The following is a 26838-nucleotide window of genomic DNA, read 5'->3' as shown; positions in this document are numbered from 1 at the left end:
CGAACGCGCCGGAGCAGCATTGACACATCATCTGACACTACGCAGTTCCCCTGTAAACCGGCCATGCGACGGGAACCAACTGCACCCGCGTCATACTTTGAACCGCAATCCAAACGCAGAGCAAACTGCGCCGCACTAGCCTTCCGGCACTTTCGCCAGACAGGACGGCTTCACCATGCAGAAGACCTACCACGCAGGACGGTTGCGTAATGGACGCTATTCCCAGCCGGGGCAGATCTACCTCATTACAGTGGTCACTCACCAACGGCAATGCTTCTTCCAAGATTGGCAGATGGGCCGTTTGCTCGTACATCAAATGCGTGATGCGCACAGGCAAGGCCTTGCGAAATCCTTGGCGTGGGTGGTGATGCCGGACCATTTGCATTGGCTGGTGGAGCTTGAAAACTCCACTCTGGAGGACTTGGTTCTGGCGGTGAAATCACACACAGCACGAAATGTGAACAAGTCTCTGGGCCGATCAGGCCGATTCTGGCAGCGGGGCTTTCACGACCGGGCCATTCGTTACGAAGAAGACCTAGAGACCGTGGCTCGCTACGTTATCGCCAACCCCATCCGCGCCGGGCTCGTAAGGCGGGTGCATGACTATCCGCTGTGGGACGCCATATGGGTTTGATCCAATGAACTTGTCTGCATGCCGTCATCCCTACCCCGATGTAAGGATGACATATCCCACTGTAGGAGGCGGCTTGCTGGCGAACGTGCCGCGTCAGTCACATTGATGGCGGCAGGCAAACCGGGTTCGCCAGCAAGCCGGCTCCTACAGAATGCCGTTGGCAGTAAAACGCGCGGCAGCCTTCAATATGCGGTAGCGAAGCGTGGCAGCTGCGATCAGCATCTCAGCTCAAGCCGGGTCCTACGGATCCGTGCATGGCGCGGATTGGTATGACGCAGGCTCGCTGCTGGGCGCGACGCGGATTGTGTACCTGACACAGAACCCACTGTAGGAGCCGGCTTGCTGGCGAAGGCGCCGTGCCAGTCACATTTAAGGCGGCGGGCAAACCAGGTCCGCCAGCAAGTCGGTCAAAACCCTATTCTGGCTTAGCCGGTTGCGGGTAATCGAACTCGAAGACCCGGGCCACTTCGGAGGCGTGCCAGGAGGCGGCGGCGATGCCGTCGGAAGGACCGGAGAACCGGCCAAGGCGTTCGACGCATTCAAAGAACCCGGTGCGCGGCAGACGACTCGCGCCCTGACTGATCACCAGTGCGCTGCGCAGTGGCTGCTCGGCACGCGCGTCGATGGCGGCCAGGTGCTCCAAGGCTGCGGTCAGGGTTTGCATGGCGGGGGTGGGCAGTTGCAAGCGTTCGAGCAGCGCGCGGTAGGTGACCAGATGACGCTGGCGACGCGCCAGGTCCAGTTCCGCCAGCAGGGCATCCCAATGCTGCCGACTGATGCGCACGCTCATGCCTCACCCCGCCAACCCGCGACACCGAGTTCCCATGCCAGGCTGCGACGAATCGCAGCGTCCGGCTGACGGGTACCATTCTCGATGAGGTCCAGGTAGGAGGGGCTAATGCCCACGGCGCGGGCCAATTGCGCCACTTCGAGCCCTTTGGCTTCGCGCAACGCGCCTAGCTGATCGAATGAAGGGAGGTCTGCCACGCCGGGGGCCGGATTCGCCGCCCCCACAGGCTCGGGCGCAGCGCCTACAGAGGATGAAGATGCCTGCAATGGCGAAACTCCCGCCGCGCGTAACAGGGCCTGGTACTGGGCCCAAGGCAGCACGGCATATTCCGGCTCTCCATCCCGCGAAATAACCTGAATATCCATACCACCCCCTGTATGACCAAAAAATGCTTGGTGCAGTCTTTTTCTAAGTATGGGCGGCATCTTAACAGCGGCGGGCGATGACTTGGGTAGCGCAATCAATCCAGGGATGGCGAGGCTGCATCAATGGTCGGCCAAACCCCGTCAGACCTTCTTTTCTTGCTCAAGCAGCACAGGCGTCGCTGGCAAACGCTCGACCACCGCTAGCTTGTCCGGGTGTTGCTGCTCGCGCCAGGCACGAAACGCGCTGAGCTCCGCTTCAAGGTGCTTCATCACCCAAGCGAGCACGGCGATGTCATCAAGCATACCCAAGCCGGGAATCCAGTCCGGGATCGCATCCAGCGGGCTGAGGAAATACATCAGGCCTGCCACGACCGAAAGAATGGCCTTGCCGCTGATCGCCCGGTACTCACCTCGCCAGTAGGCCAGGCACAAGGCTTGAAGCAGTTTCAGATCGTCCTTCAGTTTGCCTAGCCGACCACCTTCGCTGGCGGCTTTACCCGCGACGGCAAACAGCAATGCGGGCAAACGCCCTGCTGCCATCAGGCGTCTGGCCATGGGCAGGTAACGAATGAGATTCCACGGTGCTTTCATATCCACTCCATCATTACCGATAAAAATCGGGCTTAGGGTCTGCTTTACCATCTGCAGAAATGCACTGCCTGTAGCCGGCGGAACAGCCAAAGGTTATCCACACAAATTGTGGATAACCTTGTGAACAGCGCTGTATTTCCAAGGCCAAGCCCCCGTTTTATAGGGCCTCGACTTAGATAGCGCGTTTTTTACTCACATAAAAGCTGCGCAAAGTTGTTGACTTAGCCCAGTTATGGACATTGGTGCCGGTGTGTTCCGAGCCGCTCAGCCTCCGACAAATCCCGGCTTCAGGCGCTACAACCTTCGCACATGGGACTCCGCTTCCCCTTACCCGGTTCGATCAAATCCACCCGGAAACAAAAATGCCCCGTCAAGACGGGGCATTTTTTAAGCAGCGATTAAACGATGAATCGCTTACTTCTTGGCGGCTGGCTTGGCCGGTTCGGCTGCCGGAGCAGCTTCTTCCTCTTCATCAGCGCCGGCAGCAGCATCGTTGGCACCTGCTGCTGCAGGGTCCTTGATACCGAGCAGTTCAAGGTCAAAGACCAGAACCGAGTTCGCCGGGATCGTCGGGCTTGGGCTTTGAGCGCCATAGGCCAGTTCGCTAGGGATGTAGAGTTTGACCTTCTCGCCTACGTGCATCAGCTGCAGGCCTTCGACCCAACCCGGGATCACACCGCTGACCGGCAGATCAATCGGGCTGCCGCGCTCGACGGAACTGTCAAAGACTTTGCCGTCAGTCAGCTTGCCTTCGTAGTGAACGGTGACGACATCAGTCGGCTTGGGTACAGGACCGTCGGCTTTCTTGATGATTTCGTACTGCAGACCGGAAGCAGTGGTGGTGACTTCCTTACGCTTGCCGTTTTCCTCGAGGAACTTCTTGCCGGCAGCTGCCGACTCTTCGCTCATCTTGGCCATGCGCTCTTCGGCACGCTTCTGCAGGTCGCCGAAGGCTGCAACCAGCTCTTCGTCTTTGAGCTTCTGCTCTTTCTTGCCAACGGCGTCTTCGATACCCAGCGCTACCGCTTTGGAATCCAGATCGTCCATGCCTTCCTGAGCCAGGCTTTTGCCCATGTTCAGGCCGATGCCGTAGGAGGCTTTCTGGGCCGGGGTTTTCAGCTCGACGGTGCTGGCTTGCTTGTCACAACCCGCGAGTACCAGACCGACCAGGGCAATCGCCGCTGCCAACCGATGCTGTTTCATTCTGTTTCCTTGTTCATGCGCCAATAGGGCAAACGAGTAAAGCCGCGAGCTTATCAGGCTGCCGCGATCAATGGCTACCGGCATGAGAGGGAGAAAAGGCAGATAAGTTCAGGTATCCAAAGGTTTTCTTGTTTGATCGAGAAATCCGTTCAGTTGCGGTTCAGCGGCCCGTCCTACGACATCTGAACGCCCTTAATAAACGTCGCGGACATAGCGCTGCTGCTCGGTCAGCGAGCGCAATTGCTCGGCCGCTTTTTCGAGACTCATGCCACCCTGCTCGCTGATAACCCGACGCAGCGTTTGATCCACATCCCGCGCCATACGCGAGGCGTCGCCGCAGATGTACAAGTGCGCGCCCTCCTCCAGCCAGCGCCAGAGTTCGGCACCCTGCTCATAAATGCGCTGCTGGACGTAAATCTTCTCCGCCTGATCCCGCGAGAACGCCAGGCTTAGCCTGGTCAACAGGCCATCCGCCTGCATGGCTTGCAGCTCATCGCGGTAGTAAAAGTCAGTCGCCTGATGTTGTTCCCCAAAAAACAGCCAGTTATTCCCTCGATCACCCCGCGCGCGCCGTTCCTGTAAAAACGCCCGGAACGGCGCCACGCCTGTACCCGGACCGATCATGATGATCGGTACATCGCCATCAAGGGGCAGACGAAAATGCCGCGTAGGCTGCAGGAAAACAGGCACCTCGCAGTCATCCGCGCGATCAGCGAGAAAGGTCGACGACACACCCTTTCGCTGGCCGTAGCGCACGGCAGAAACGGTCAAGTGCACCTCATCCGGGTGTGCTTTGGCGCTGGACGCAATGGAATAAAGCCGCGGTTGCAGAGGCTTGAGATGGTCCAGCAACTCCTGCGCAGAGCAGCTGACGGGGAACTCGCGCAACACATCGGCCAACTGCCGGCCCCACAGCCAGTCCTTCAGCTCGCTTTTGAACGGTTCGGTAAGGAGGGTCTTCAGGTCGTTGCTGCCGTTGCGCTCGGCGATGAAGCGCAGCGTTTCCACGCCGGGCCGTGCGATTTCGACACGCTCGGCCAGCGCCCGACGCAGCGGCACATCAGTGTCCTGCGTAGCCCGCACCGGTTGCTCGGCATTCAGCCTTGTGAGCTCCAGCAGCTCATTCACCAATTCCGGGCAATTACGCGGCCAGACCCCCAAGGCATCCCCGGCCTCATAGCGAATACCCGAACCCTCCAGGCACAGCGCCAATTGCCGCGTGTCTTTGGCCGCACCGTTGGCGTTCAGTCGCCGATTCAGCACCAATCGAGCGCTATACGGCCGTTCCCGTGAAGGATGATCGCCAAGCGCCACGCCATGGTCGCCCACCGGTAACGTAGGAAGATTCAGCGACAACGCCTGTTGCAGCCCCGCGAACCAGCGAGTCGCGTGGGTGCGATAGTCGCCGTCGCAATCGATTCTGGGGATCAGCGACGAAGCGCCCAAGTGTTGCAGTCGCCGATCAAGGTTCTTGCCGTGCTCACAGAAGCTGTCATAACTGGAATCGCCCAGCGCCAGCACGGCGTAGCGCAGCGCTGTCAGCGGCAGGTCCCGCGTGGCCAGGGCCTGCCAGAACCGTTGCCCGTTGTCGGGGGATTCGCCGTCGCCAAATGTGCTGCTGATAAGCGCGACGTTCTGCACGTCGTCCAGCCGGGCCATGGGGAAACTGTCCATGGCTGACACTTGAACAGCAACGCCTGCGTTACGCAGATGGTCGCCGAATTGCCTGGCCAACGCTTCGGCATTCCCAGTCTGCGACGCCCACAACAGCGTCAAGAACGGCGCATCTCCGAGTGCGTCCTGCACAGCGGTCTCGGTAGAAGGCTCATCGAGAAAGCGGTGGCCAATCAGCTCCACCTTGCGCAGAGCCACCGCGCAATATTTGAATCCGGGTTGTCGTGAAACAGGGTCCACGGCATCGTGGGTCACCGCATTGATCGCAAGGTTGTCGCCGTACACGTCGTTCCAGTGAAAAGGCGCGAAACAGTTACCCGGCAGTACCCGCTCGCTGATCATCGCAGGCAGCACCGCGAGCCCTCGTGCCGAACGAATCTCAACGCCGTCCCCCTCGCGAATGCCCAGTGATTTAGCATCGTCGGGATGCACCTCAATGAAAGGCCGCGCGTTGAGCGCATTCAGTGTCGGTACTTTCCCGGTCTTCGTCAGCGTGTGCCATTGGTGCTGCAGGCGACCGGTGTTCAGCACGATGGGAAATTCATCATCAGGCCGTTCAGCGGGCGGCATGTGTGGCCGTGGGAAAAATACCGCTTTGCCCGTCTGCGTCGGAAATATCGGGCCTGTAGGGCGGGGCGCCGTCGTGGCGCCGGTCAGAGTGTCTCGAAAGCCAAGGTAGCGAATCGGGTTGCGCGTGCTTTCGTTGTCAGGTCCGCAGGGCCATTGCAGCGGCTGGTCACGCAGCCGGGCATAGCTGCCGCCACGAATGTCGTAACCGGTGGCCGGATTCCATGCCTGTTTTATTTCCTCGAACACGTCCTCAGCGCTGGCGTAAGTGAAGGCCTCGGCAAAGCCCATCTCACAGGCGACCCTGGCGATGATTTGCCAATCCGGCAGTGCCTGCCCCGGCGCATCGACCGCCTTGCGGGTCAGATTCAGATTGCGCTCGGAGTTGATCATCACCCCTTCCGCTTCGGCCCAAAGCGCCCCCGGCAAGAGGATGTCCGCGTAACGGTTGGTTTCGGTGTCGAGAAAGGCGTCCTGGGTAATCACCAGTTCGGCCGCCTTCAAGGCGTCAATGACCGTTTTACGATTGGCGACGCTGGCCACGGGATTGGTGCAGATGATCCAGCAGGCCTTGATCACGCCGTCACGCATCTGCTCGAACAGGTCAATAGTGCCGCCGCCGGGTTGATGGGGCACGCTGCCCCGGGGAATGTGCCAAAGGTCTTCGATAAAGCTGCGATCAGCATCAACCAGCACCGAGCGCTGCCCTGGCAGGCCCGGCCCCATGTAGCCCATTTCCCTTCCGCCCATGGCATTCGGCTGGCCGGTCAGGGAAAACGGACCGCTGCCGGGACGGCAAATCGCACCGGTCGCCAGATGCAGGTTGCACACGGCGTTGGTGTTCCAGGTGCCATAGATGCTCTGATTCAGCCCCATGGTCCAGCAACTCATCCACTCGGCCGCGGAACCGATCATGCGCGCCGCTTCACGAATGTCGTCCTCCGGCAGCCCGGTGGTCTGCGCGACGCTGGCAGGCGTGTAGTCGGCCAGAAACCCGCTCATGGCGTCCCAGCCCTGGGTGTGGGAGGCGATGAAGTCGGCGTCGGTGTCGCCGTTTTCCACCAGCAAGTGCAGCAAACCGTTGAGCAGCGCCAGGTCGGTGCCGGGTTTGATTTGCAGGAACAGGCTGGCCTTATCGGCCGTGGCGCTGCGCCGCGGGTCGACGACGATCAGCTTGGCCCCCGCTTTGACCCGGTCCATCATGCGCAGAAAAAGGATGGGGTGACAGTCGGCCATGTTCGCGCCGATGACGAAAAACAGGTCGGCTTTGTCGAAGTCATCGTAGGACCCCGGCGGCCCATCAGCGCCCAACGACAGCTTGTAGCCGCTGCCCGCGCTGGCCATGCACAGCCGCGAATTGGACTCGATGTTGGGGGTGCGCACGAAGCCTTTCGCAAGCTTGTTCGCCAGGTATTGCGCCTCTAGGGACATCTGCCCGGACACGTAAAACGCCAGCGCGCCAGGTCCGTCACGGTCCAGAATCCCGCGCAGTCTGCGGGCGGTTTCGCTGATGGCTACGTCCATGTCGGCACGCACCGGATCCTGATTGCGCTGATGGCGCACGTAGGCTGAGTCCATTCGCCCCGAGTCGGCGATGGCCTGGCCGCAGGTGGTGCCTTTGGTGCACAGCCGACCGAAGTTGCTCGGGTGGGCTTTATCACCCACTACCTTAATCACCCGGTTGTGCTCGACCTGCATGACGATGCCGCAGCCGACGCCGCAATAAGGACACACGCTCTTGATGTGGTTGATCGCCATATTCGGTTTCCTGAAAGCAAAAAAAGACGCCCTGTTCTCACCCGTCGAAAAACGGAGAGCACACGGCGCCTTTGTCGTGAATATGGCAATCGGCGTTGATTGCCTTTAGGCAGGGCTTTGCAAACGGCAGGCCAGCGTCGCTGGAAGACCTGCTGGCCGTATCTTGCGCCGGTACCCGATGAATTCCAGCAGGCGGCGCCGGCTTCACGATGGGGCGGCTTCAGCGAAATCGCACTGTTGTTGTGCCACTTTGGGCTGACTCAAACCCAGCTTTCGGGCGACAGGCTGCAGGCGCGCTTGGCCGCGACGTGGCGCGCTGTGGCCAGAATGAAAGGCAGAGCGCGTCCATACAGGCGTGACTTGCTCACTGAAGGCTGCTGGCACAGCCATTGCTACGTCCCTACCACGTCCAGCCTGAACACGCGGTTGGCAGCCCGGTCGGTCAATGCGGATCGCCAGCCTCCCAAGGCGTTGGGCTCACAAAGTTGCTGTCGACACTGTGGTCGAGTGGCAACAGATAAAAGAACAGGCAAAGGCGCCTGGAACCGAGAGGTTCCGGGCGCCTTTTTTTTGCTTCGAAAACCTGATTGGCCTTGGCCGGGACTCGATATGAACACCACAGTCGCCCCACTCAACGATGTCCAAACCCTGATCGTCGTCGGCAACGGCATGGTGGGTCACCACTGCGTCGAACAGCTGATCGCCGCTGGCGCCCTCCAGCGCTATCACATTCACGTGTTCGGCGAAGAGGGCCAACGGGCCTACGACCGCGTGCATTTGTCCGAATACTTTGGCGGCCGTGATGCCGAATCGTTGGCGATGAGTGACGCAGCTTTATATGAGCAGGCCGGCCTGACGTTGCACCTGGGCGTTCCGGTGCTGGAAATCGACAGGGCCCGGCGCCAGGTGGTCACCGCCACGGGCAGCTTCGGTTACGACAAGCTCGTGCTGGCAACCGGCTCGTACCCTTTTGTGCCGCCCATCGAAGGCGCCGAAGGCCACTCACGGCTGGTGTATCGCACGCTGGACGACCTTGACACCATCCGCGCCGCCGCGAGCCAGGCGAGACGCGGGGTGGTGGTCGGCGGAGGATTGCTCGGACTGGAAGCGGCCAACGCACTGAAGTCGCTGGGGCTGGAGGCCCATGTGGTGGAATTTGCCCCGCGCCTGATGCCCGTGCAACTTGATGACCACGGCGGCGCAGCGCTAAAGGCACGGATCGAAGCGCTCGGCGTCGGCGTGCACCTGTCTCGCGCCACGCAATCGATCAGCGCCGGAGAGGAATACCGCTACCGCATGAATTTCGCCGGAGATGAGTTTCTTGAAACCGACTTGATTGTGTTCTCCGCCGGCATCCGCCCGCAGGACGCCCTCGCCCGCCAATGCGACCTGGCGTTGGGCCCGCGCGGTGGCATTGCGATCGACGAGCACTGCCGCACCAGCGACGCCCATATCTATGCCATCGGCGAGTGCGCCGCCTGGAACGGCAGCGTCTTCGGCCTCGTCGCGCCCGGTTACCAGATGGCGCGCAACGTCGCCGCACAGCTGTGTGATCTGGACGCCGAGCCGTTCTTCGGTGCGGACATGTCGACCAAACTTAAATTGCTCGGCGTTGACGTGGGCTCCATCGGTGACGCGCATGGCGCACTGACAGGCGCGCGCAGCTATCGGTTCATCGATGAGGCCACCGGCACTTACCGTCGCCTGGTGGTCTCTGCCGACGGCAAGCAAGTGCTTGGCGCGGTGCTGGTCGGCGACAACAGCTACTACGACACCCTGCTGCAATACGCGCAGAACGGCATCAAACTGCCCGCCGATCCGTCGAGCCTGATCCTGCCGCACAGCGATGGCGCGCCCACCCTCGGCGCTGATGCCCTGCCTGCCTCTGCCACCATTTGCTCGTGCCACAACGTCAGCAAAGCCTCGATCTGCTCGGCCATCGACGGCGGCTGCACCGACCTCGCCGGCCTCAAGGCCTGCACCAAGGCGGCCACCGGTTGCGGTGGCTGTGCGGCCCTGCTTAAAAGTGTCTTCGAACATGAGCTGATCGCGCGCGGCGTCGCCGTGGATAAAAGCCTGTGCGAGCACTTCGCCTTCACTCGCCAGGAGCTCTACGCGCTCGCCCGCGTGGAAAGCATCGAGAGCTTTGACGACATGCTCGCGCGGCACGGGCAGGGTCATCTGGGCTGCGATATCTGCAAGCCCGTCGTAGGTTCTATCCTTGCGTCGTGCTGGAACCGGCCGATCATGGACCCTTCGCTGGTGCCGCTTCAGGACACCAATGACACCTTCATGGCCAACATGCAGAAGAACGGCACGTACTCGGTGGTGCCGCGCATCCCTGCGGGCGAGATCACCCCGGACGGTTTGATCGCCATTGGAGCCGTTGCCAAGAAGTACGACCTGTACACCAAGATCACCGGCGGCCAGCGCATTGACCTGTTCGGCGCGCAGCTGCATGAGCTGCCAGACATCTGGGCGGAGCTGATCGCTGCCGGGTTCGAGACCGGTCATGCCTACGGCAAATCGACGCGCACGGTGAAATCCTGTGTGGGCAGCACCTGGTGCCGCTACGGCGTCCAGGACAGCGTGCAAATGGCCCTCAGCATCGAGGACCGTTACAAAGGCCTGCGCTCGCCACACAAGCTGAAGTTTGCGGTGTCCGGTTGCACCCGGGAATGCGCCGAAGCGCAGAGCAAGGACATCGGTGTGATCGCGACCGAGAACGGCTGGAACCTGTACGTGTGTGGCAACGGCGGCATGCGTCCGCGCCACGCCGAATTGTTCGCCACCGATCTGGACGACGAAACGCTGATTCGCTACATCGACCGCGTCTTGATGTTTTACATCCGCACCGCCGACAAGCTGCAGCGCACTTCGGTCTGGCGCGAGTCGCTGGAAGGCGGTCTGGATTACCTGAAGTCGGTGGTGATCGATGACAGCCTGGGGCTGGCCGCCGAGCTGGAGGCGCAGATGCAATTGGTGGTCGACCGCTACGAATGCGAATGGGCGAACGCGCTCAAAAGCCCGGAAAAACTCAAGCGCTTCCGCACCTTCGTCAACGACAAGGCTGCGGACCCGGACATCCATTTCGTCAAGGAACGCAGCCAGCGCCGGCCTGCCCGTGCTGGCGAAATCAACCTGATTGCCGCTGAGGAGATTGCACGATGAGCCCTGTCAACGCGTTAGTCATGGACATGCCCAAAGTCCAGGTTTGGCGCGCGGTGTGCGCGCGCGAGGATCTGGTATTGAATTCCGGAGTGGTGGCGCTGGTGGGCCACACGCAGGTAGCGCTGTTTTATGTGGCCGCCATTGGTGGCGCACCGCATTTGTTTGCCGTGGACAATCGCGATCCGGCGACCGGGGTGAACGTGATTGGGCGGGGACTGATTGGCAGCCTGGGCGGGGATCTGGTGATCGCTTCACCTTTATATAAGCAGCATTACCGACTTGAAGACGGCACGTGTCTTGAAGACGGGACGTTGCGGCTTAAGACCTGGCCGGTTCGGCTGGTGGGGGATGTTGTGGAGATTGATGTGGGATGACAGTCCCGCCTTGCCGACCGAGATCGAAAGCAGATCAAGAATGGATCAACAGCTTCCCGGCTGAAGCCGGTCCCACAGTCGGGGTCACCGCGACCCGCGATGGATGCACGCTCTGCTTCTTGTGGGACCGGCTCTGGATGCACTCTGCTTTTCGTGGGACCGGCTTTAGCCGGGAAGAGGCCAGTTCAGGGGCAGATGTTTGATCGTCGCTTGATCGTTGCCTGATCGTTGCCTGATCATTAATGCAGCCCCGCGACGCTCTGCGTCCTGTAGACGCTCAACAAATCCCAAGCACAAAAAAAGCGACCCTAAGGTCGCTCTCTTTGTCGTTACGAGGAGTTCAAGGGCCTCGTAACTCAATATGGCGCAGCGGACGGGACTCGAACCCGCGACCCCCGGCGTGACAGGCCGGTATTCTAACCGACTGAACTACCGCTGCGCGTAACACTTGAAACGAATGGTGGGTGATGACGGGATCGAACCGCCGACATTCTGCTTGTAAGGCAGACGCTCTCCCAGCTGAGCTAATCACCCTTCGCTTCGGTGTGGCGCGCATTCTACGGAGCGATCAAAAAGCTGGCAAGCACTTTTTTAAATAATTTTTATAACCCTTCCAAAGGCTTACATGAGGGTTGGCCGCAGGGTCGCAGGAGCGAATAATGCCCCCCTTTGTTTAAAGGAGAGCTGTACCCCATGTGGTTCAAAAACCTGCTTGTCTATCGCCTGACCCAGGACCTGCCATTTGACGCCGAGGCGCTGGAAACCGCGTTGGCGACCAAGCCTGCACGTGCCTGTGCCAGCCAGGAGTTGACCACTTACGGTTTCATCGCCCCGTTCGGCAAGGGCGAGGACGCGCCATTGGTGCACGTCAGCGGTGATTTCATGCTGATTTCGGCGCGCAAGGAAGAGCGCATTTTGCCCGGCAGCGTGGTCAACGACGCGTTGAAAGAGAAAGTCGAAGAGATCGAGACCGAGCAGATGCGCAAGGTCTACAAGAAGGAGCGTGACCAGCTCAAGGACGAAATCATCCAGGCCTTCCTGCCGCGCGCCTTCATTCGTCGTTCGGCCACCTTCGCCGCCATTGCCCCCAAGCAAGGCGTGATTCTGGTCAATGCTTCCAGCCCCAAGCGCGCCGAAGACCTGCTGTCGACGCTGCGTGAAGTGGTGGGCTCGCTGCCGGTACGCCCTGTCACCGTCAAAACCGCGCCCACTGCGGTGATGACCGAATGGGTCAAGACCAGCCAGACCGCCGAGCACTTCTTTGTGCTGGACGAGTGCGAACTGCGCGACACCCACGAAGACGGCGGCGTTGTGAAATGCAAACGTCAGGACCTGACCAGCGACGAAATCCAGTTGCACCTGAGCACCGGCAAAGTCGTCACCCAACTTTCGCTCGCATGGCAGGACAAGTTGTCTTTCGTGCTGGACGACAAGCTGGGCATCAAGCGCCTGAAGTTCGAAGACTTGCTGCAGGATGAAGCCGAGCAAAACGGCGGCGACGATGCGCTGGGTCAACAGGACGCCAGCTTCACCTTGATGATGCTGACCTTTGGCGAGTTTTTGCCGGAGCTGATGGAAGCACTGGGCGGCGAAGAGATTCCCCAGGGGATCTGATTTTCACCTCTCTCTGCAGAAGCCGGCTTGCTGGCGAACGCATTAAGTCAGATCACTTAAATGTTGGTGATCCACCGCGTTCGCCAGCAAGCCTGCTCGTACAGTTTAGAAGTCCACCTCATACCAACAAGAAAGGAGCAGGTCATGCGCGCCCTGGCTGCGTTGAGTCGTTTTGTCGGTAATACTTTCGCGTACTGGGTGCTGCTGTTCGCCGTATTGGCGTTCGTGTTCCCGTCCTGGTTCATTGGCCTGAAGTCCTACATCGTGCCGTTGCTGGGGCTGGTCATGTTCGGCATGGGGCTGACCCTCAAGCTTGATGATTTTTCTGAAGTCGTACGCCATCCCTGGCGTGTGGCCCTTGGGGTGGTCGCGCATTTCGTGATCATGCCCGGTGTTGCCTGGCTGCTCTGCCAAGTGTTCCATTTGCCGCCGGAAATCGCGGTCGGCGTCATCCTGGTTGGCTGCTGCCCGAGCGGCACGTCATCCAACGTCATGACCTGGCTGGCGAAAGGGGATCTGGCGCTGTCGGTGGCGATTGCGGCGGTGACCACCCTCCTCGCCCCCTTGCTGACACCGGCATTGATCTGGCTGCTGGCGTCGGCGTGGTTGCCGGTGTCCTTCATGGAAATGTTCTGGTCGATCCTGCAACTGGTCATGTTGCCCATCGTACTGGGGGTCATTGCTCAACGACTGCTGGGCGCGAAGGTGCAATTTGCCGTTGACGTGCTGCCACTGGTGTCGGTGGTCAGCATCGTCATGATCGTCTGCGCGGTGGTGGCGGCAAGTCAGGCGAAGATCGCCGAATCAGGCCTGTTGATCATGGCCGTGGTGATCCTGCACAACAGCTTCGGCTTTTTGCTGGGTTACTTCACCGGCAAGCTGTTCAAACTGCCGCTAGCCCAGCGCAAGTCGCTGTCGCTTGAAGTCGGCATGCAGAACTCCGGGCTCGGTGCCGCCCTGGCTGCTGCGCACTTTTCACCTTTGGCGGCGGTGCCCAGTGCGCTGTTTAGCGTTTGGCACAACATTTCCGGGGCGCTGCTTTCGACGTACTTCAGGAAGATGACGCCGGATGCGGTGGTTGAGGAAGACAAGCCGATTGTAGGGTGACCCAGATCAGTTCCCGGTTCTGCGTCGAACACCGGTGCCGGTTGTACACCGGTCCGACGGCAAACGCAGAACCCGCAGGAGCCGCCGGGGTGGCGCTCCACCTTGCTGGCGAACCCGATCTGTCAACGAGATTAACGCTGTCTGACACACCGCTTTTCGCCAGCAAGCCGGCTCCTACGGTTCAACGTCAGCTGTCGCCAGCGAGCCGGCTCCAGTTCAGGGCCAGCCAGCGAATTAAGGCGTCAGCTGGCGCATCCCGCGAAGGTTGGTGCGCCTGCTAACGCACCGCCCCCCGCAATTCCGCCACCCGCTCACGCACCAGCGACGGTTGCGACGCCTCACCGCTCAACGCCGGTCCTGCCACCAGCGTCACCCGCGACCACAGCCTGCGCAGCACGCCCTTGTTCGGATCGCGGCTGAAGAAGCTGCCCCACAATCCTTGCAGCGCCAATGGAATCACTGGCACGTCGGTCTCTTGCAGAATGCGGGTCATGCCGCTTTTGAATGTGTCGATCTCGCCATCAGTGGTGAGCTTGCCCTCCGGAAAAATGCACACCAACTCGCCGTCGTTGAGGTAATGGGCAATGCGCTGGAATGCGCTGTCGAACACCGCCTTGTCTTCCTTGATGCCGGCAATCGGAATGGCGCCCGCCGTGCGAAAAACGAAGTTGAGCACGGGTAGGTTGAAGATTTTGTAGTACATAACGAAGCGGATCGGGCGGCGCACGGACCCGGCAATCAGTAACGCATCGACAAACGACACATGGTTGCAGACCAGCAACGCTGCGCCCTCGTCAGGGATCAAATCAAGGTTGCGGTGCTCGACGCGGTACATGGAATGGCTCAACAGCCAGATCATGAAACGCATGGTGAACTCGGGCACGATCTTGAAGATGTAGGCGTTGACCGCGATGTTCATCAGCGAAATCACGAGAAACAGCTGCGGAATCGACAGCTTCGCGACGCTCAGCAGGAGGATCGAGACAATCGCCGAGACCACCATAAACAACGCGTTGAGGATGTTATTGGAAGCGATCACCCGCGAGCGCTCTTTTTCCGGGGTTCGCGACTGGATCAGCGCGTACAGCGGCACGATATAAAAGCCTCCAAAAACACCGATACCGAGGATGTCCAGCAGCACCCACCATGCCTGCCCGTAACCCAGAATCGCCAGCCAGTTGTTGGCCTGCACGTTCTGCGGGAAATTTCCGGAGTGCCACCACAGCAACAAGCCAAACACGGTCAGGCCCATGGAGCCAAACGGCACCAGACCGATTTCCACTTTGCGCCCGGACAGTCGCTCGCAGAGCATTGAGCCTGCGGCGATGCCGATGGAGAACACCGTGAGAATCAGGGTGACGACCGTCTCGTCGCCGTAGAGGAAATCCTTGGCGTAGGCCGGAATCTGCGTCAGATAAATCGCACCGACGAACCAGAACCACGAGTTGCCGACGATGGAACGCGACACCGCCTTGGTCTGCCCCAGGCCCAGCTTCAGCGTGGCCCAGGATTCACTGAAAATATTCCAGTTCAGGCGCATCTCCGGCGAAGCCGCAGCCGCAGGTGGAATGCCCCGGCTGGCGAGACACCCCAGACACGCCACCGACACCATGGCCGCCGCGACAACGGGTGCATAGTCAGTCGCCGACATCATGACCCCGGCACCGATGGTGCCCGCCAGAATCGCCAGAAACGTGCCCATCTCCACCAGCCCGTTGCCGCCGACCAATTCGTTGTCATGCAAATGCTGCGGCAGGATCGAGTACTTCACCGGGCCGAACAGCGCCGAGTGGGTGCCCATGGCGAACAGCGCCGCGAGCATCAGCGACAGGTGATTGAAGAGAAACCCCGCGGCGGCCACCAGCATGATCCCGATCTCGAGCACCTTGATCATGCGGATCAGTTTGTCTTTGGGGTATTTCTCGCCGAACTGCCCCGCCAGCGCAGAAAACAGGAAGAACGGCAGGATAAACAGCAGCGCACACAGGTTGACGTAGATGGAGCGGTCGCCGTCGATGCTCAGCTTGTAGAGAATGGCGAGAATCAGCGACTGTTTGAAGATGTTGTCATTGAACGCGCCGAGGGACTGGGTCACGAAGAACGGCAGAAAGCGCCGTTTACCCAACAAACTGAACTGCGACTGACTCATCTTCCCTGTCCTGAGTGGCGCCGCGAACGGCTTTCGGATTGGAACGCTGGATGTCGGTTCCGGGCCACATTGAAGACGTAACCGGCGGCAAAGTCGAGCACGCGCTCGAACGTATCCCTCGTTGGAGCGCTGCGCCCGTTAACCCGCTTTACCCTGCCCTGGCCGCGATGCAGGGCGAAACAAACAGCTCGCCCCTGTAAGCACCGCGCACGGTGCGGTTCATGATGACGAGCCACAGGACTGCCAGCGCAGCGACCAACGCGCAGCCCAGGACTGAAAAGAACGCCAGATGAAGCACCGCCCCCAGCTTGAGCGTGGTCAATGCGAACACGCCCAGCGGAAAGGTAAAACCCCACCAACCCAGATTGAACGGAATGCCGTCGCGCAGATAACGCGCGGTGATCAGCAGCGCCATCAGGCACCACCACACGCCGACGCCCCACAAAATCACCCCGCCCAGCAGCCCTAAACCGGAGGCAATCTCGCCGACGCCGGATAACCCGTTGGCAGTGAACACAGCAGGCGAGTCGGCGCCCAGAACAAGCAGGCCAAAGGCGCCGGTGCTGATGGGCCCCAATGCAAGCCAACTGGATGCGGCCATGCTTTCATGGGGCAATTTGTGCAGGGCCATGCGCAGCAAGAGGATGGTCAGGACGCTGAACGCGACCGGCACCGACATCGCCCACAGCACGTAACTGGTAATGAGCACGCTGAACTGGCTGTGGCTCTCGGCCAGATGAGGCGCCAGCAGCCCGCCGCTGACGGCCGCCACTTCACAGGCCACCAGGGGCAAAAGCCAGACGGCGGTCATCTGGTCGATGCGGTGTTCCTGGCGGGTGAACATCAAGAACGGGATCAGCACGCCGCAAGCCAGCGACATGGCGACGTCCAGCCACCACAAAAGCTCGGCCAACGGCAGCACTGCATTGCCCCAGCGTGGCAGGCCGAAGGTGAACAGCCCATTGATGAGGGTCGCCAGGCCCATGGGGATCGTGCCGAAGAACATCGACACCGTGGAGTGGCCGAATACCCGCCGCGCCTCGTCGAAATACAGGATCCAGCGGGCGAGGTAGAGCGCACTGAAAGTCAGGAACAGCACGATGTTAAGCAGCCACAATCCCTCGGCTATTACGCGCAATCCGGGAAGGTTCACCGGAAGCTGGGTCAGCACCGCTGAAAGAATCCCGGTGCCCATGGTTGCGGCGAACCAGTTGGGGGTGAACTGGCGAATGACTTCCCGGGGGTGGCTCAGTTGGCTGAACGGCCTGCGCGGGATAAAAAAGGTATGGCTCATGGCTCGCTCCTGTCCTCGTGTGAGGTGATCTCCATCTTAGGGCTCGCGCTGTTATCTACTAAGCGGGTAATTTAGCTATACCTCATAGATTTAACAGATATACGAACAGTAAGGTCCCTGCGGCAACGCACCGCTCAGACCTTGGTCGTAACAGACGAACCTTACCGGGCATGCGAGACTGTCCGGCCGGCGATGGATCGCCGTTGAACCCGCTTGCCGCTTGTCTCTGGAGTTCCTCATGTCGCTGTCCAGCGGGCTGATCGCTGCCGTCGCCCTGGCCTATATGGCCATCATGTTTGCCATCGCCTTTTACGGGGACCGTCGCAGTGCGCCGCTGCCCCCGCGACTGCGCGCCTGGGTGTACAGCCTTTCGCTGGCGGTCTACTGCACCAGCTGGACGTTTTTCGGCTCGGTTGGCCAGGCCGCAGAACAGCTGTGGTCGTTCCTGCCCATCTACCTCGGGCCGATTCTGCTGTTGCTGCTCGCACCCTGGGTGCTGCAGAAGATGGTGCTGATCAGCAAGCAGGAAAACATCACCTCCATCGCTGACTTCATTGCTGCCCGTTATGGCAAGTCACAGACGCTGGCCGTGGTGGTTGCGCTGATCTGCCTGATCGGCGTTCTTCCTTATATTGCGCTGCAACTCAAAGGCATCGTGCTGGGGGTGAACATCCTCATCGGTGCCGGCGCCGACGCGACGGGCACGCGTGCGCAAGACACCGCATTGATCGTTTCCCTGGTGCTCGCGCTGTTCACCATCGTCTTCGGCACCCGCAACCTCGACGCCACCGAACACCACCGGGGCATGGTCCTGGCGATTGCGTTCGAGTCGCTGGTCAAGCTGTTCGCTTTCATGGCCGTTGGTGCGTTCATCACGTTCGGGCTTTACGACGGGGTGGACGATCTGTTCAATCAGGCGATGCTCGCGCCACGGCTTGAGGCGTACTGGAAGGAAACGGTCAATTGGCCCTCGATGGTGGTGCAGACCGGCGTCGCCATGATGGCGATCATCTGCCTGCCCCGGCAGTTTCACGTCACGGTGGTGGAGAACATCGAACCCCAGGACCTGCGCCTGGCCAAGTGGGTTTTCCCCGCTTATCTGCTGCTGGCCGCGGTGTTTGTGGTGCCGATTGCGCTGGCCGGGCAAATGCTGCTGCCTGCCTCGGTGCTGCCGGACTCGTTCGTCATCAGCGTACCGCTGGCCCATGCGCATCCGGCGTTGGCGATGCTGGCGTTCATTGGCGGTGCCTCTGCGGCCACCGGCATGGTGATTGTCGCCAGCGTCGCGCTGTCGACCATGGTGTCCAACGACATGCTGCTGCCCTGGCTGCTGCGGCGCAAAACCGCCGAGCGCCCGTTCGAAGCGTTCCGTTACTGGATGCTGTCGGTGCGCAGGGTCAGCATCGTGGTCATCCTGCTGCTCGCCTACGTCAGCTACCGCTTGCTGGGATCGACCGCCAGCCTGGCAACCATCGGCCAGATCGCCTTCGCCGCCATCACTCAGTTGATGCCGGCGATGATCGGCGCGCTTTACTGGAAACCGGCCAACCGACGGGGCGTGTTCGCCGGGCTGGCTGCCGGCGTGTTCATCTGGTTTTACACGCTGGTGCTGCCGATCATCGCTCACAGCATGGGTTGGCCGCTGCACAGCTTTCCCCTGCTGGCGTGGCTGCACAGCAATCCGTTCAATCTGCCGATCAGCCCACTGACTCAAGGTGTGGTGCTGTCGATGCTGGGCAATCTGGTGCTGTTCGTCTGGGTTTCATTGCTGTCGCGGACACGGGTGTCCGAGCACTGGCAGGCGGGACGGTTTATTGGCCAGGAACTTCAAGCGCGGCCCAACAATCGCTCGCTGCTGGCGGTGCAGATAGAGGATCTGCTCAAGCTTTCTGCGCGTTTCGTGGGCGAAGAACGCGCGCAGCAAAGCTTCATCCGCTTCGCCTATCGCCAGGGCAAGGGATTCAACCCCAATCAAAACGCTACGGGCGAGTGGATCGCCCACACCGAACGCCTCTTGGCCGGCGTGCTGGGCACTTCGTCGACACGGGCGGTAGTGAAGGCCGCGATCGAAGGCCGCGACATGCAACTTGAGGACGTGGTACGCATCGCCGATGAAGCGTCCGAAGTGCTGCAGTTCAATCGTGCCCTGTTGCAAGGCGCCATTGAAAACATCACCCAGGGCATCAGCGTGGTGGATCAGTCCCTGCGCCTGGTGGCCTGGAACGCGCGCTATCTGGAGCTGTTCAATTACCCGGAGGGTTTGATCAGCGTGGGCCGGCCCATAGCCGACATCATCCGCTACAACGCCGAGCGCGGTTTGCTCGGGCCCGGAGAGGCGGAGGTGCATGTCGCCCGGCGTTTGCACTGGATGCGTCAGGGTCGCGCGCACACCTCCGAGCGCTTGTTTCCGAATGGCCAGGTGATTGAGCTGATCGGCAACCCGATGCCTGGCGGCGGGTTCGTGATGAGTTTTACCGACATCACAGCGTTTCGCGAGGCCGAGCACGCGCTCAAGGGTGCCAACGAGAGTCTTGAGCAGCGCGTCGCCGAACGCACGCGTGAGCTGTCGCAGCTGAACGCCGCGCTGACGGAGGCCAAGGCCCACGCCGAGGCGGCGAATCAGTCGAAAACGCGCTTTCTTGCCGCGGTCAGCCACGACCTGATGCAACCCATGAATGCTGCCCGGTTGTTTTCGGCAGCCCTGCTGCACAACGACGACAACGTGCCTGCGGAGGCGAAGCAGCTGATCCATCATCTGGACAGCTCGCTGCGCTCGGCCGAAGACCTGATCAGTGACCTGCTGGACATTTCGCGGCTGGAGAATGGCAAGTTCACACCCACTATCACGCCGTTTGCGCTCAACACTGTATTTGAAACCCTGGGAGCGGAATTCACCGCCCTCGCTCAGGAGCAGGGTTTGGACTTCCGCGTCCGAAGCAGCGCGCTGAGAGTGACCAGCGACGCCAAGCTGTTGCGTCGGGTGCTGCAAAATTTCCTGACCAATGCCTTTCGTTACGCCAAGGGGCCGATTTTGTTGGGGGTCCGGCGCCGGCACGGGCAATTGAGCCTGGAGGTCTGGGACCGTGGGCCGGGCATTCCCGAAGACAAGCGGCAGGTGATTTTCGAGGAGTTCAAGCGCCTGGACAGTCACCAGACCCGTGCCGAGAAAGGTCTGGGGCTGGGTCTGGCGATCGCCGATGGCTTGTGTCGGGTGCTTGGTCATTCGCTGGAGGTACGCTCGTGGCCGGGCAAGGGCAGCGTGTTCAGTGTGACTGTGCCGCTGGCCGCCGCTCAGCCATTGGTGCACGCCGCGCCGCCCGAATCCCTCGGCACTGCGCTCAACGGTACGCAGATTCTGTGCGTCGACAATGAGGACAGCATTCTGATCGGTATGAACAGTCTGCTCAGCCGCTGGGGCTGCCAGGTCTGGACCGCCCGTAATCGCGAGGAGTGCCAGGCGTTGCTCGATGAGGGCATCCGTCCGCACCTAGCGCTGGTGGACTTCCATCTGGATCACGGCGAAGTCGGCACCGAACTGATGGCCTGGCTGCGCACGCAACTGGGCGAGCCGGTGCCGGGTGTCGTGATCAGCGCTGATGGGCGCCCGGAGCTGATTGCCCAGGTGCATGCCGCCGGCCTGGAATATCTCGCCAAACCGGTAAAGCCTGCGGCGCTGCGGGCTTTGTTGAGCCGGCATGTGCGGTTGGGGTGAGCCTTGGTTCTCGGTGTCGCCTGAAGCACCGCATTTTGTCTGACTCACCGCCTGCGCAGTTTTGCTGCCGCTGCGCGCCAGATCGCGGGCAAGCGCGCTCCTACAAATGGCCGGCGTGCCGAGAGATTGCGTCAGGACGCGCCTCCGCGTTCCATGCGCCATGCCGAGACAGCGTGCCGTAACGCGATCAGTGTAGGAGCGCGCTTGCCCGCGAAGTCTTTGACTCTGGGCGACGGCTACGGGCCGTCGTCGCTACTTGACCTTCCTGAACACAAACACCAGCCCAACGACGATCAACACCATGCCCAGCAGGCTCATAAGTGCGAGGCGGTTGCCGAAGATCAGGTAGTCCATGATCGCGGTTACGCCGGGCACTAGATAAAACAGACTGGTGACGTTGACCAGATTGCCCTGAGCGATCAGTCGGTAAAGCAGAAAAGTCGCCAGCACCGACACCACCAGCCCCATATACAGCACGGGCACATAGAAGCCGACGCTGTGCTCGAAATGGAACGGCTGAAACGGCACAAACGCCGCGCACACCAGCGTCCCGGCGAGGTACTGCACCGGCAGGGTCCCAAGCGGATTGTCGGTGATGCGCTTTTGCATGATCGAGCCGCCCGTCATGCTCAACATCCCCAGCACACCGAATGCCATGCCAGCGAGCGAGCCGCCGTCACCGATGCCTTGCCAGACCACCAACACCAGGCCCGCCAGCCCCAGGGTCAGGCCGAACGTGCGGGATACGGAACGGCTGCGCTCCACCAGCACCGCCGTCAGGATCGGCTGTACGCCCATGATCGTCGCCATCACGCCCGGCGCGACTTTCATGTCCAGCGCCAGCAGATAGCAAATCTGGTAAGCGCCCAGCAGCACCGCGCCGGTCATCAATGCGAAGCGCATCGAAGCCCGAGTGGCCGGCAGTTTGTAACCCAGGGCAGGAATCAGAATAGCCAGGGCCACCAGCGCCAGCAAAAAACGGAACAGCAAAAACGCGAACGGCGAGGCGTGAGTCAGCCCCCACTTGGAGACAATTGCCCCACTGCTCCACAGCAGGACAAACAGCGTGGTCGTGGCCATCGAGGCCAAAGCTTTATGAGCGAACATGATTCACCTGTGATTCAGACAAAATCGGACCCGGCATCACCGGATTCACGGATGTTTTGCGAGCGTTTGCAGGCTGGGTGGGCAGCGATGAGGCAGCCCGTCAGCCGAGCACAACGACCCCTGGCGGCGCAACGGCGCACACGACAGGGCTGTTCACAGGGGAAGGTGGGGGGTAACGCGTGATGAAAGCGATTTGCAGGCAACCGCACGGTTCCACAACAGCGCAAGCTGTGGCGGATAAGGCGAACCGAGGGGTGCTGGAAGCAGGCATCAAACTCATCTTCTGAAAAGGAAATAACTCAGCGTTGCCAAGTGCCACGGCAACGAGGCCGACTATAACCAGCCATCGCTGCCGTGCGCAATGTCATGGCGCGACGTCGTTCACAGGCTTGATGCGAAGTTACCAGGACAGCTTTAACTCCACACCGAGGTAGTTGCTGTCGTGCCCGCCGGCATCACGCACTGACTGGCCCACATCATAGTGAACCGCCTCGATGGCGCCGCTCAGGTTACCGGTGAAGGCATAGTCGGTGCGCACTTGCCCATAGGCACCCGTCCAGCGACTGCCCTGCCCTGCAGTGCCGGCCACCGCAATGTTGGGTTGCACGTATACGGCGTCTTCGGTGGTTTCTCGCCATTGCAGCCCGAGCGCCGTCTGAATGCTCAGCTTGGCGATGGGCTTTACCGTGATCGACGGTTTTACGTGCAGGATGTTGGCATAACCCGTATAGCCACCCAGCGAAAAGTAGTAACCGTTGGGAAACAGCGGGTTGAAGGTGCCCAATGTGCCGTCGCCGCTGTTGCGATCGCCCGAAGCCGCATCCATCTGCAGACCCAGACGCGGCGTCCAGTTCACATCCGCGAAGGTATAACCGACGCGACTGCCGGCCGCCCAGGCGCGAATGCTTTTGGCGCCGACCGAACCGGTCTGCCCCATCGCCTCCAGGTCCCAATCGTAGCCATCGGCCGCTCCGCCCAGGCGTGCGTCGAAAATGTTCCGATGCTCTGCACCGCTGGCGTCCAGGTAGTTGGCGTCGTCGCGCTCATACAGGCCGACGTACGCCGACAGCTCGTTGCTGCCGCCCACCAGGCGTTCCGCGCGCAGCATGTGGAAGCGGAATTCGTGGTTCGAGCGGTCATCGAAGTGGCGCTCGTCCTGGTACTGCACCGGTCGGCTGGCGATGGCGATGAAACGCCACAGCCCTGTCTCCCAGTCCGCCCACAACGCATCGAACGACTGGCGCACGTTTGGCCCGTCACGGGACGAAATAAAGCGTTGCAAGTCGAAGGCGAAATCCTGCCGCCCCACACGCGCCTTGAACGTGTTGTCTCCGAGCTTTTTGGTGTACTCCAGAAACGCCAGGCGCAGGTCGACACGGTTCTGGTCGGCCCCGCCAAGGGAGGTTTTATCGTAGGCGCGCACGTCTTCCAGTTGCGTGAAGACGCGCCAGTTTTCGTTGAAGTGCAGATCGGCATGCACCTGAAAACGCTGCAACCGGTAGGCATCCCTGGCCACATTGCGCGTCCCGAATGCGCTGGCGTCGTTCATCTCGAAGCGTTCGCGCAGGGTGGCGCCCAATGACAAGTAGGTCTGTGGATTGCGGGCGGACAACGGGATGTACTTGAAGCTGTCCAGCGGCGCAGTCCTGAGGGTCGGATTGGCCAGGACCGACCAATCCTCCTGCCAGCGATTGGTTTTGATCACCGGCCTGGACTCGATCGTCTCCGCACTGACCTGGCTGCTGAACAGTGGCAGGGCCATGGCCAGGCACACACCGCTCAGGCCTGATGCGTATCGCACACTCGCCATCGGTCAACCGGCCGCGGCGATCTGATGGATTTCTGCGACATAACCGCCCGGAAACTCAACGATGGCCGCTGTGCGACCCGCGCTGGTGAAAGGCTCGACGATCACGTTGACGCCCGCTGCCCTGGCTTTAGCGAGGGTATCTTGCAGGCTGCTGACTTCGTAGCCGGTGTTGTCATGGCCGAACGGATACGGGAGATGACCGTCTGTTGCCAGCACCACCATCTTGCCAAAGGCAGACTCGATACGAATGCGGTGATAGGTGGCATCAGTGCGCCCGATTTCAGCGCCTGAGGCCTTCTTGTCATCGCTTACGACCTTGCCGTGGGAAAACGCCAGAAACGCTTTCACAAATGCAGCGGCGCGGTCGTTGGACACGTACACACGGTTTTCAGGAACGGTTTGAAACGGCGCGTAATTAGGCACCTTGGTGTGCCAGTAAAGCTGCATGTTCACGCCGCCCGGCCATTGCACCACCGCGTCGCGGCCGATGGGGTCCGGGAAATCGGACACGATCACATCGGCGCCGGCCTGACGTGCTTCCTTGATCGCCACGTCCATGTCCTTGACTAGATAGCCATTGCGCTCGTCGCCGAAGGGGCGCGGAATCGGCGTTTTGAAGCCGAACAGCGACACTGTGCCGACTGGCGTCTGGATCAGCTGGGACGTGGTGCTGCTGGGCACTGGCAGGACGTTGACCACGACCTGAGGCGTGCTCTGGCCGCCAAATGTGGCCGTGAAGCTCTGGACGAAGCGATCCACGTCTGCAGGGGCCACGTAAACGTGCGTGGTGTCGTATTGGGGTGCCACGGCCACTGCAGCCGATTGGGCAAAGGCGACGGTAGGGGCAACCACCGCCGCCATCGGACCGGCAAGGCCGAACAGCGTGGCGGAAAGCATCAGGAATCTGGCGCGCATGGACATCGTCTCCGGGGAAAAAGGCTGAACACAGGGTCCGCCGATGCGCGCCCGGAGGATTGAATGGACGTGCTATTTGCCGGATATGCCCTTGCGACCGTGTCGCCGGCACCACTTTCACGGGTATGCGCGGACGAGTTCAACGTTTACTGCTGCAACGTCTGAGCCGGCGCCTTCGCCAGCAAGCCGGCTCCTACAGTGGGATTGCGTGCATCCAGCGGATTCGCGTTCAATCGGGGGCATGCATGCCAGTGGTATTTGCGTGCATCCAGCGGGCTCGCATTCGATCGAGCGGGCATGCATGCATGCCCGTGGAAATTGCGCGCATTCAGCGGGTTGCATGTCGATCGAGCGGGCTTGCACCACATTCGTAGGAGCCGGCTTGCTGGCGAAGGCGGCGTGTCAGGCGAGGACGATGTCGGATGGGCCGACGTCTTCGCGGGCAAGCGCGCTCCTACAATGGAATGGCGTGCATCCAGTGAGGACGACTTCAGCGGGGGACGGTTTTCACCGAACCTATAGGAGCCGGCTTGCTGGCGAAGGCGGTGTGTCAGGCGAGGACGATGTCGGGTGGGCCGACCTCTTCGCGGGCAAGCGCGCTCCTACAATGGATGGCGTGCATCCAGCGGGTTCGTGTTCAATTGGGGGCATGCATGCCAGTGGAAATTGCGTGCATTCGGCGGGGTTGCATTTCGATCGCGCGGGCTTGCACCACATTCGTAGGAGCCGGCTTGCTGGGGAAGGCGGTGTGTCAGGCGAGGACGATGTCGGGTGGGCCGGCGTCTTCGCGGGCAAGCGCGCTCCTGCAATGGCAATGCGTGCATTCAGACAGGATTGCAGCATTTGCGCTCCGGCACTGACGCGAAATCCGGGCGCAAAAAAACGCCGTGCCACGGAGTGGGACGGCGCTCTGTGCGGGCGTATTGTCAGCCGAACAGCCAGTAACCCAGCAGCGTCAACACGACAACCGCCAACACCGGCCGCAAGATCCGGTAAGCCTTGGGGTTGGCGCGTTTGAATTGCTTCACCTTGCCGCTGAAGCTGTTGCTGAACCGTTTAGAGAACGCATACGCCTGGTTGATCCCGCCAACGCGTTCGTCATCGGTGTTCTGCGGCGCAGTGGCGCGCCCCAGAAACGCGCTGACGCGGCGGTTGACGGCGGCCATGAAACGGTTGCTCAACGGCCGCTCAATGTCGCAGAACAGAATCACGCGCGTGACATCGGTCTCGTTCTTGACCCAGTGAACGTAAGTCTCATCGAACATCACGTCTTCACCGTCGCGCCAGGCATAGACCTGGCCGTCAACGTAAATCCGGCAATCGTCAGAATTCGGCGTCGACAACCCCAAGTGATAACGCAAAGACCCGGCGAACGGGTCACGGTGCGGATTCAGGTGGCTGCCACCCGGCAACAGGGCGAACATTGCGCCTTTGACGTTGGGAATACGGCTGACCAGTTCGACGGTCTTGGGGCACAACGCCTCGGCAGACGGCAGCGGTTTGTCGTACCACTTCAGGTAAAAACGCTTCCAGCCCTTTTTGAAGAACGAGCCGAAACCGGCATCGTTGTCCTTGGCGGCGGCGCGGATATAGCCTTCGTCAAACAAGTGCATGGCTTCGCCACGGATGGTTTCCCAGTTATCGCGCAGCACGTCCAGTTCGGGAAATTTGCTGCGGTCCAGATATGGCTTGGACGGGACGCTGGAGAACAGATACATCAAGGCGTTATAGGGTGCGAACAGCGCGGAGTGATTCACGAACTGGCGCAATACCGGCAACCGCGCCTTGCCGCGCAGATGCACGTACAGCGTGCTGCCTACAAACAGCAGCAGAATCGCCGCTTTGACAGCAAAAGAAAGGGTCATGAAGCTCTCCTTGGAACAGGGCCGGACTGCGCGGCCCGAAGCATACGCTGCTGAAACCGCCGCGAGATGACCTATGACAATCTGGCGGCGGGTTTCGAATGGCGGCCATCATAATCCTTAGTCCGCCGGGTAAAAAGG

At 60.8% G+C, this 26838-nt stretch carries 17 protein-coding genes and 2 tRNA genes; 6 read left to right on the top strand and 13 right to left on the bottom strand.

Annotated features, from left to right (window positions below):
* Window positions 1–175: 175 nt before the first annotated feature.
* Window positions 176–634, top strand: a complete 459-nt coding sequence (locus QRN48_RS20660) for an REP-associated tyrosine transposase (protein WP_285352840.1) — start codon at window positions 176–178, stop codon at window positions 632–634.
* 415 nt (window positions 635–1049) lie between these two features.
* On the opposite strand, the gene QRN48_RS20655 is transcribed toward QRN48_RS20660, so the two are convergent.
* The 5 genes from QRN48_RS20655 to QRN48_RS20635 all read right to left on the bottom strand — a co-directional run bounded on the left by QRN48_RS20655 (window position 1050) and on the right by QRN48_RS20635 (window position 7582).
* Complete coding sequence (locus tag QRN48_RS20655) at window positions 1050–1424, bottom strand: hypothetical protein (RefSeq protein ID WP_191944855.1); 375 nt, start codon at window positions 1422–1424, stop codon at window positions 1050–1052.
* Window positions 1421–1789, bottom strand: coding sequence for a helix-turn-helix domain-containing protein (locus tag QRN48_RS20650; protein ID WP_285352837.1), 369 nt, complete (start codon window positions 1787–1789; stop codon window positions 1421–1423). Before QRN48_RS20650 ends, QRN48_RS20655 begins: the two co-directional genes overlap by 4 nt.
* Window positions 1790–1930: 141 nt before the next feature.
* Entirely contained in the window at window positions 1931–2380 is a 450-nt protein-coding gene (locus QRN48_RS20645) for a YkvA family protein (protein WP_037013883.1), read from the bottom strand.
* 414 nt (window positions 2381–2794) lie between these two features.
* Window positions 2795–3583 carry a BamJ family beta-barrel-assembly machinery protein gene (bamJ, locus tag QRN48_RS20640; protein ID WP_037013885.1) on the bottom strand — a complete coding sequence of 263 codons (789 nt, stop codon included), beginning with the start codon at window positions 3581–3583 and terminating at the stop codon, window positions 2795–2797.
* Window positions 3584–3775: 192 nt separating this feature from the next.
* Window positions 3776–7582 carry a bifunctional nitrate reductase/sulfite reductase flavoprotein subunit alpha gene (locus QRN48_RS20635; protein ID WP_285352834.1) on the bottom strand — a complete coding sequence of 1269 codons (3807 nt, stop codon included), beginning with the start codon at window positions 7580–7582 and terminating at the stop codon, window positions 3776–3778.
* Window positions 7583–8191: 609 nt separating this feature from the next.
* Here QRN48_RS20635 and nirB point away from each other — a divergent pair.
* Together nirB and nirD are read left to right on the top strand one after the other, a co-directional pair.
* A complete protein-coding gene (gene nirB / locus QRN48_RS20630) occupies window positions 8192–10753 on the top strand; it encodes a nitrite reductase large subunit NirB (RefSeq protein ID WP_285352831.1) in 2562 nt (853 codons plus the stop codon).
* Window positions 10750–11127, top strand: a complete 378-nt coding sequence (gene nirD, locus QRN48_RS20625; RefSeq protein ID WP_285352829.1) for a nitrite reductase small subunit NirD — start codon at window positions 10750–10752, stop codon at window positions 11125–11127. Before nirB ends, nirD begins: the two co-directional genes overlap by 4 nt.
* A gap of 362 nt (window positions 11128–11489) precedes the next feature.
* On the opposite strand, the gene QRN48_RS20620 is transcribed toward nirD, so the two are convergent.
* Both QRN48_RS20620 and QRN48_RS20615 read right to left on the bottom strand, forming a co-directional pair.
* Window positions 11490–11566 (bottom strand) — tRNA-Asp (locus QRN48_RS20620).
* A 19-nt stretch (window positions 11567–11585) separates the two neighbouring features.
* Window positions 11586–11661, bottom strand: a tRNA-Val gene (locus tag QRN48_RS20615).
* A 159-nt stretch (window positions 11662–11820) separates the two neighbouring features.
* Between QRN48_RS20615 and rdgC the strand changes: the two genes are divergently transcribed.
* Window positions 11821–12741, top strand: a complete 921-nt coding sequence (gene rdgC / locus QRN48_RS20610; protein WP_037013889.1) for a recombination-associated protein RdgC — start codon at window positions 11821–11823, stop codon at window positions 12739–12741.
* Between the two features lie 144 nt (window positions 12742–12885).
* Complete coding sequence (locus tag QRN48_RS20605) at window positions 12886–13848, top strand: bile acid:sodium symporter family protein (RefSeq protein ID WP_037013892.1); 963 nt, start codon at window positions 12886–12888, stop codon at window positions 13846–13848.
* A gap of 277 nt (window positions 13849–14125) precedes the next feature.
* On the opposite strand, the gene QRN48_RS20600 is transcribed toward QRN48_RS20605, so the two are convergent.
* Complete coding sequence (locus QRN48_RS20600) at window positions 14126–15997, bottom strand: MFS transporter (protein ID WP_285352826.1); 1872 nt, start codon at window positions 15995–15997, stop codon at window positions 14126–14128.
* 148 nt (window positions 15998–16145) lie between these two features.
* The gene (locus QRN48_RS20595) at window positions 16146–17291 is read right to left on the bottom strand and encodes a TDT family transporter (RefSeq protein ID WP_285352823.1); all 1146 of its coding nucleotides are present in this window, start codon (window positions 17289–17291) and stop codon (window positions 16146–16148) included.
* Between the two features lie 238 nt (window positions 17292–17529).
* On the opposite strand from QRN48_RS20595, the gene QRN48_RS20590 reads away from it, so the two are divergent.
* Complete coding sequence (locus QRN48_RS20590; RefSeq protein WP_285352821.1) at window positions 17530–21003, top strand: hybrid sensor histidine kinase/response regulator; 3474 nt, start codon at window positions 17530–17532, stop codon at window positions 21001–21003.
* A gap of 252 nt (window positions 21004–21255) precedes the next feature.
* On the opposite strand, the gene QRN48_RS20585 is transcribed toward QRN48_RS20590, so the two are convergent.
* From QRN48_RS20585 to QRN48_RS20570, 4 genes are all read right to left on the bottom strand, one after another.
* Window positions 21256–22110 (bottom strand): DMT family transporter, encoded by an 855-nt coding sequence (locus QRN48_RS20585; RefSeq protein ID WP_285352819.1) that lies wholly within the window; start codon window positions 22108–22110, stop codon window positions 21256–21258.
* 400 nt (window positions 22111–22510) lie between these two features.
* Window positions 22511–23920: an alginate export family protein gene (locus QRN48_RS20580; protein WP_502944652.1), complete on the bottom strand. Its 1410-nt coding sequence runs from the start codon at window positions 23918–23920 to the stop codon at window positions 22511–22513.
* Between the two features lie 3 nt (window positions 23921–23923).
* Window positions 23924–24841 (bottom strand): glyoxalase, encoded by a 918-nt coding sequence (locus QRN48_RS20575; RefSeq protein ID WP_502944651.1) that lies wholly within the window; start codon window positions 24839–24841, stop codon window positions 23924–23926.
* Window positions 24842–25761: 920 nt separating this feature from the next.
* On the bottom strand, window positions 25762–26700 hold the full coding sequence (locus QRN48_RS20570; RefSeq protein ID WP_285352817.1) for an aspartyl/asparaginyl beta-hydroxylase domain-containing protein: 939 nt from the start codon (window positions 26698–26700) through the stop codon (window positions 25762–25764).
* Between the last annotated feature and the right edge of the window lie 138 nt (window positions 26701–26838).

Source organism: Pseudomonas sp. ME-P-057, from assembly GCF_030208975.1.
GTDB lineage: Bacteria > Pseudomonadota > Gammaproteobacteria > Pseudomonadales > Pseudomonadaceae > Aquipseudomonas > Aquipseudomonas lutea.
This window is presented reverse-complemented; position numbering and strand designations above follow the sequence as displayed.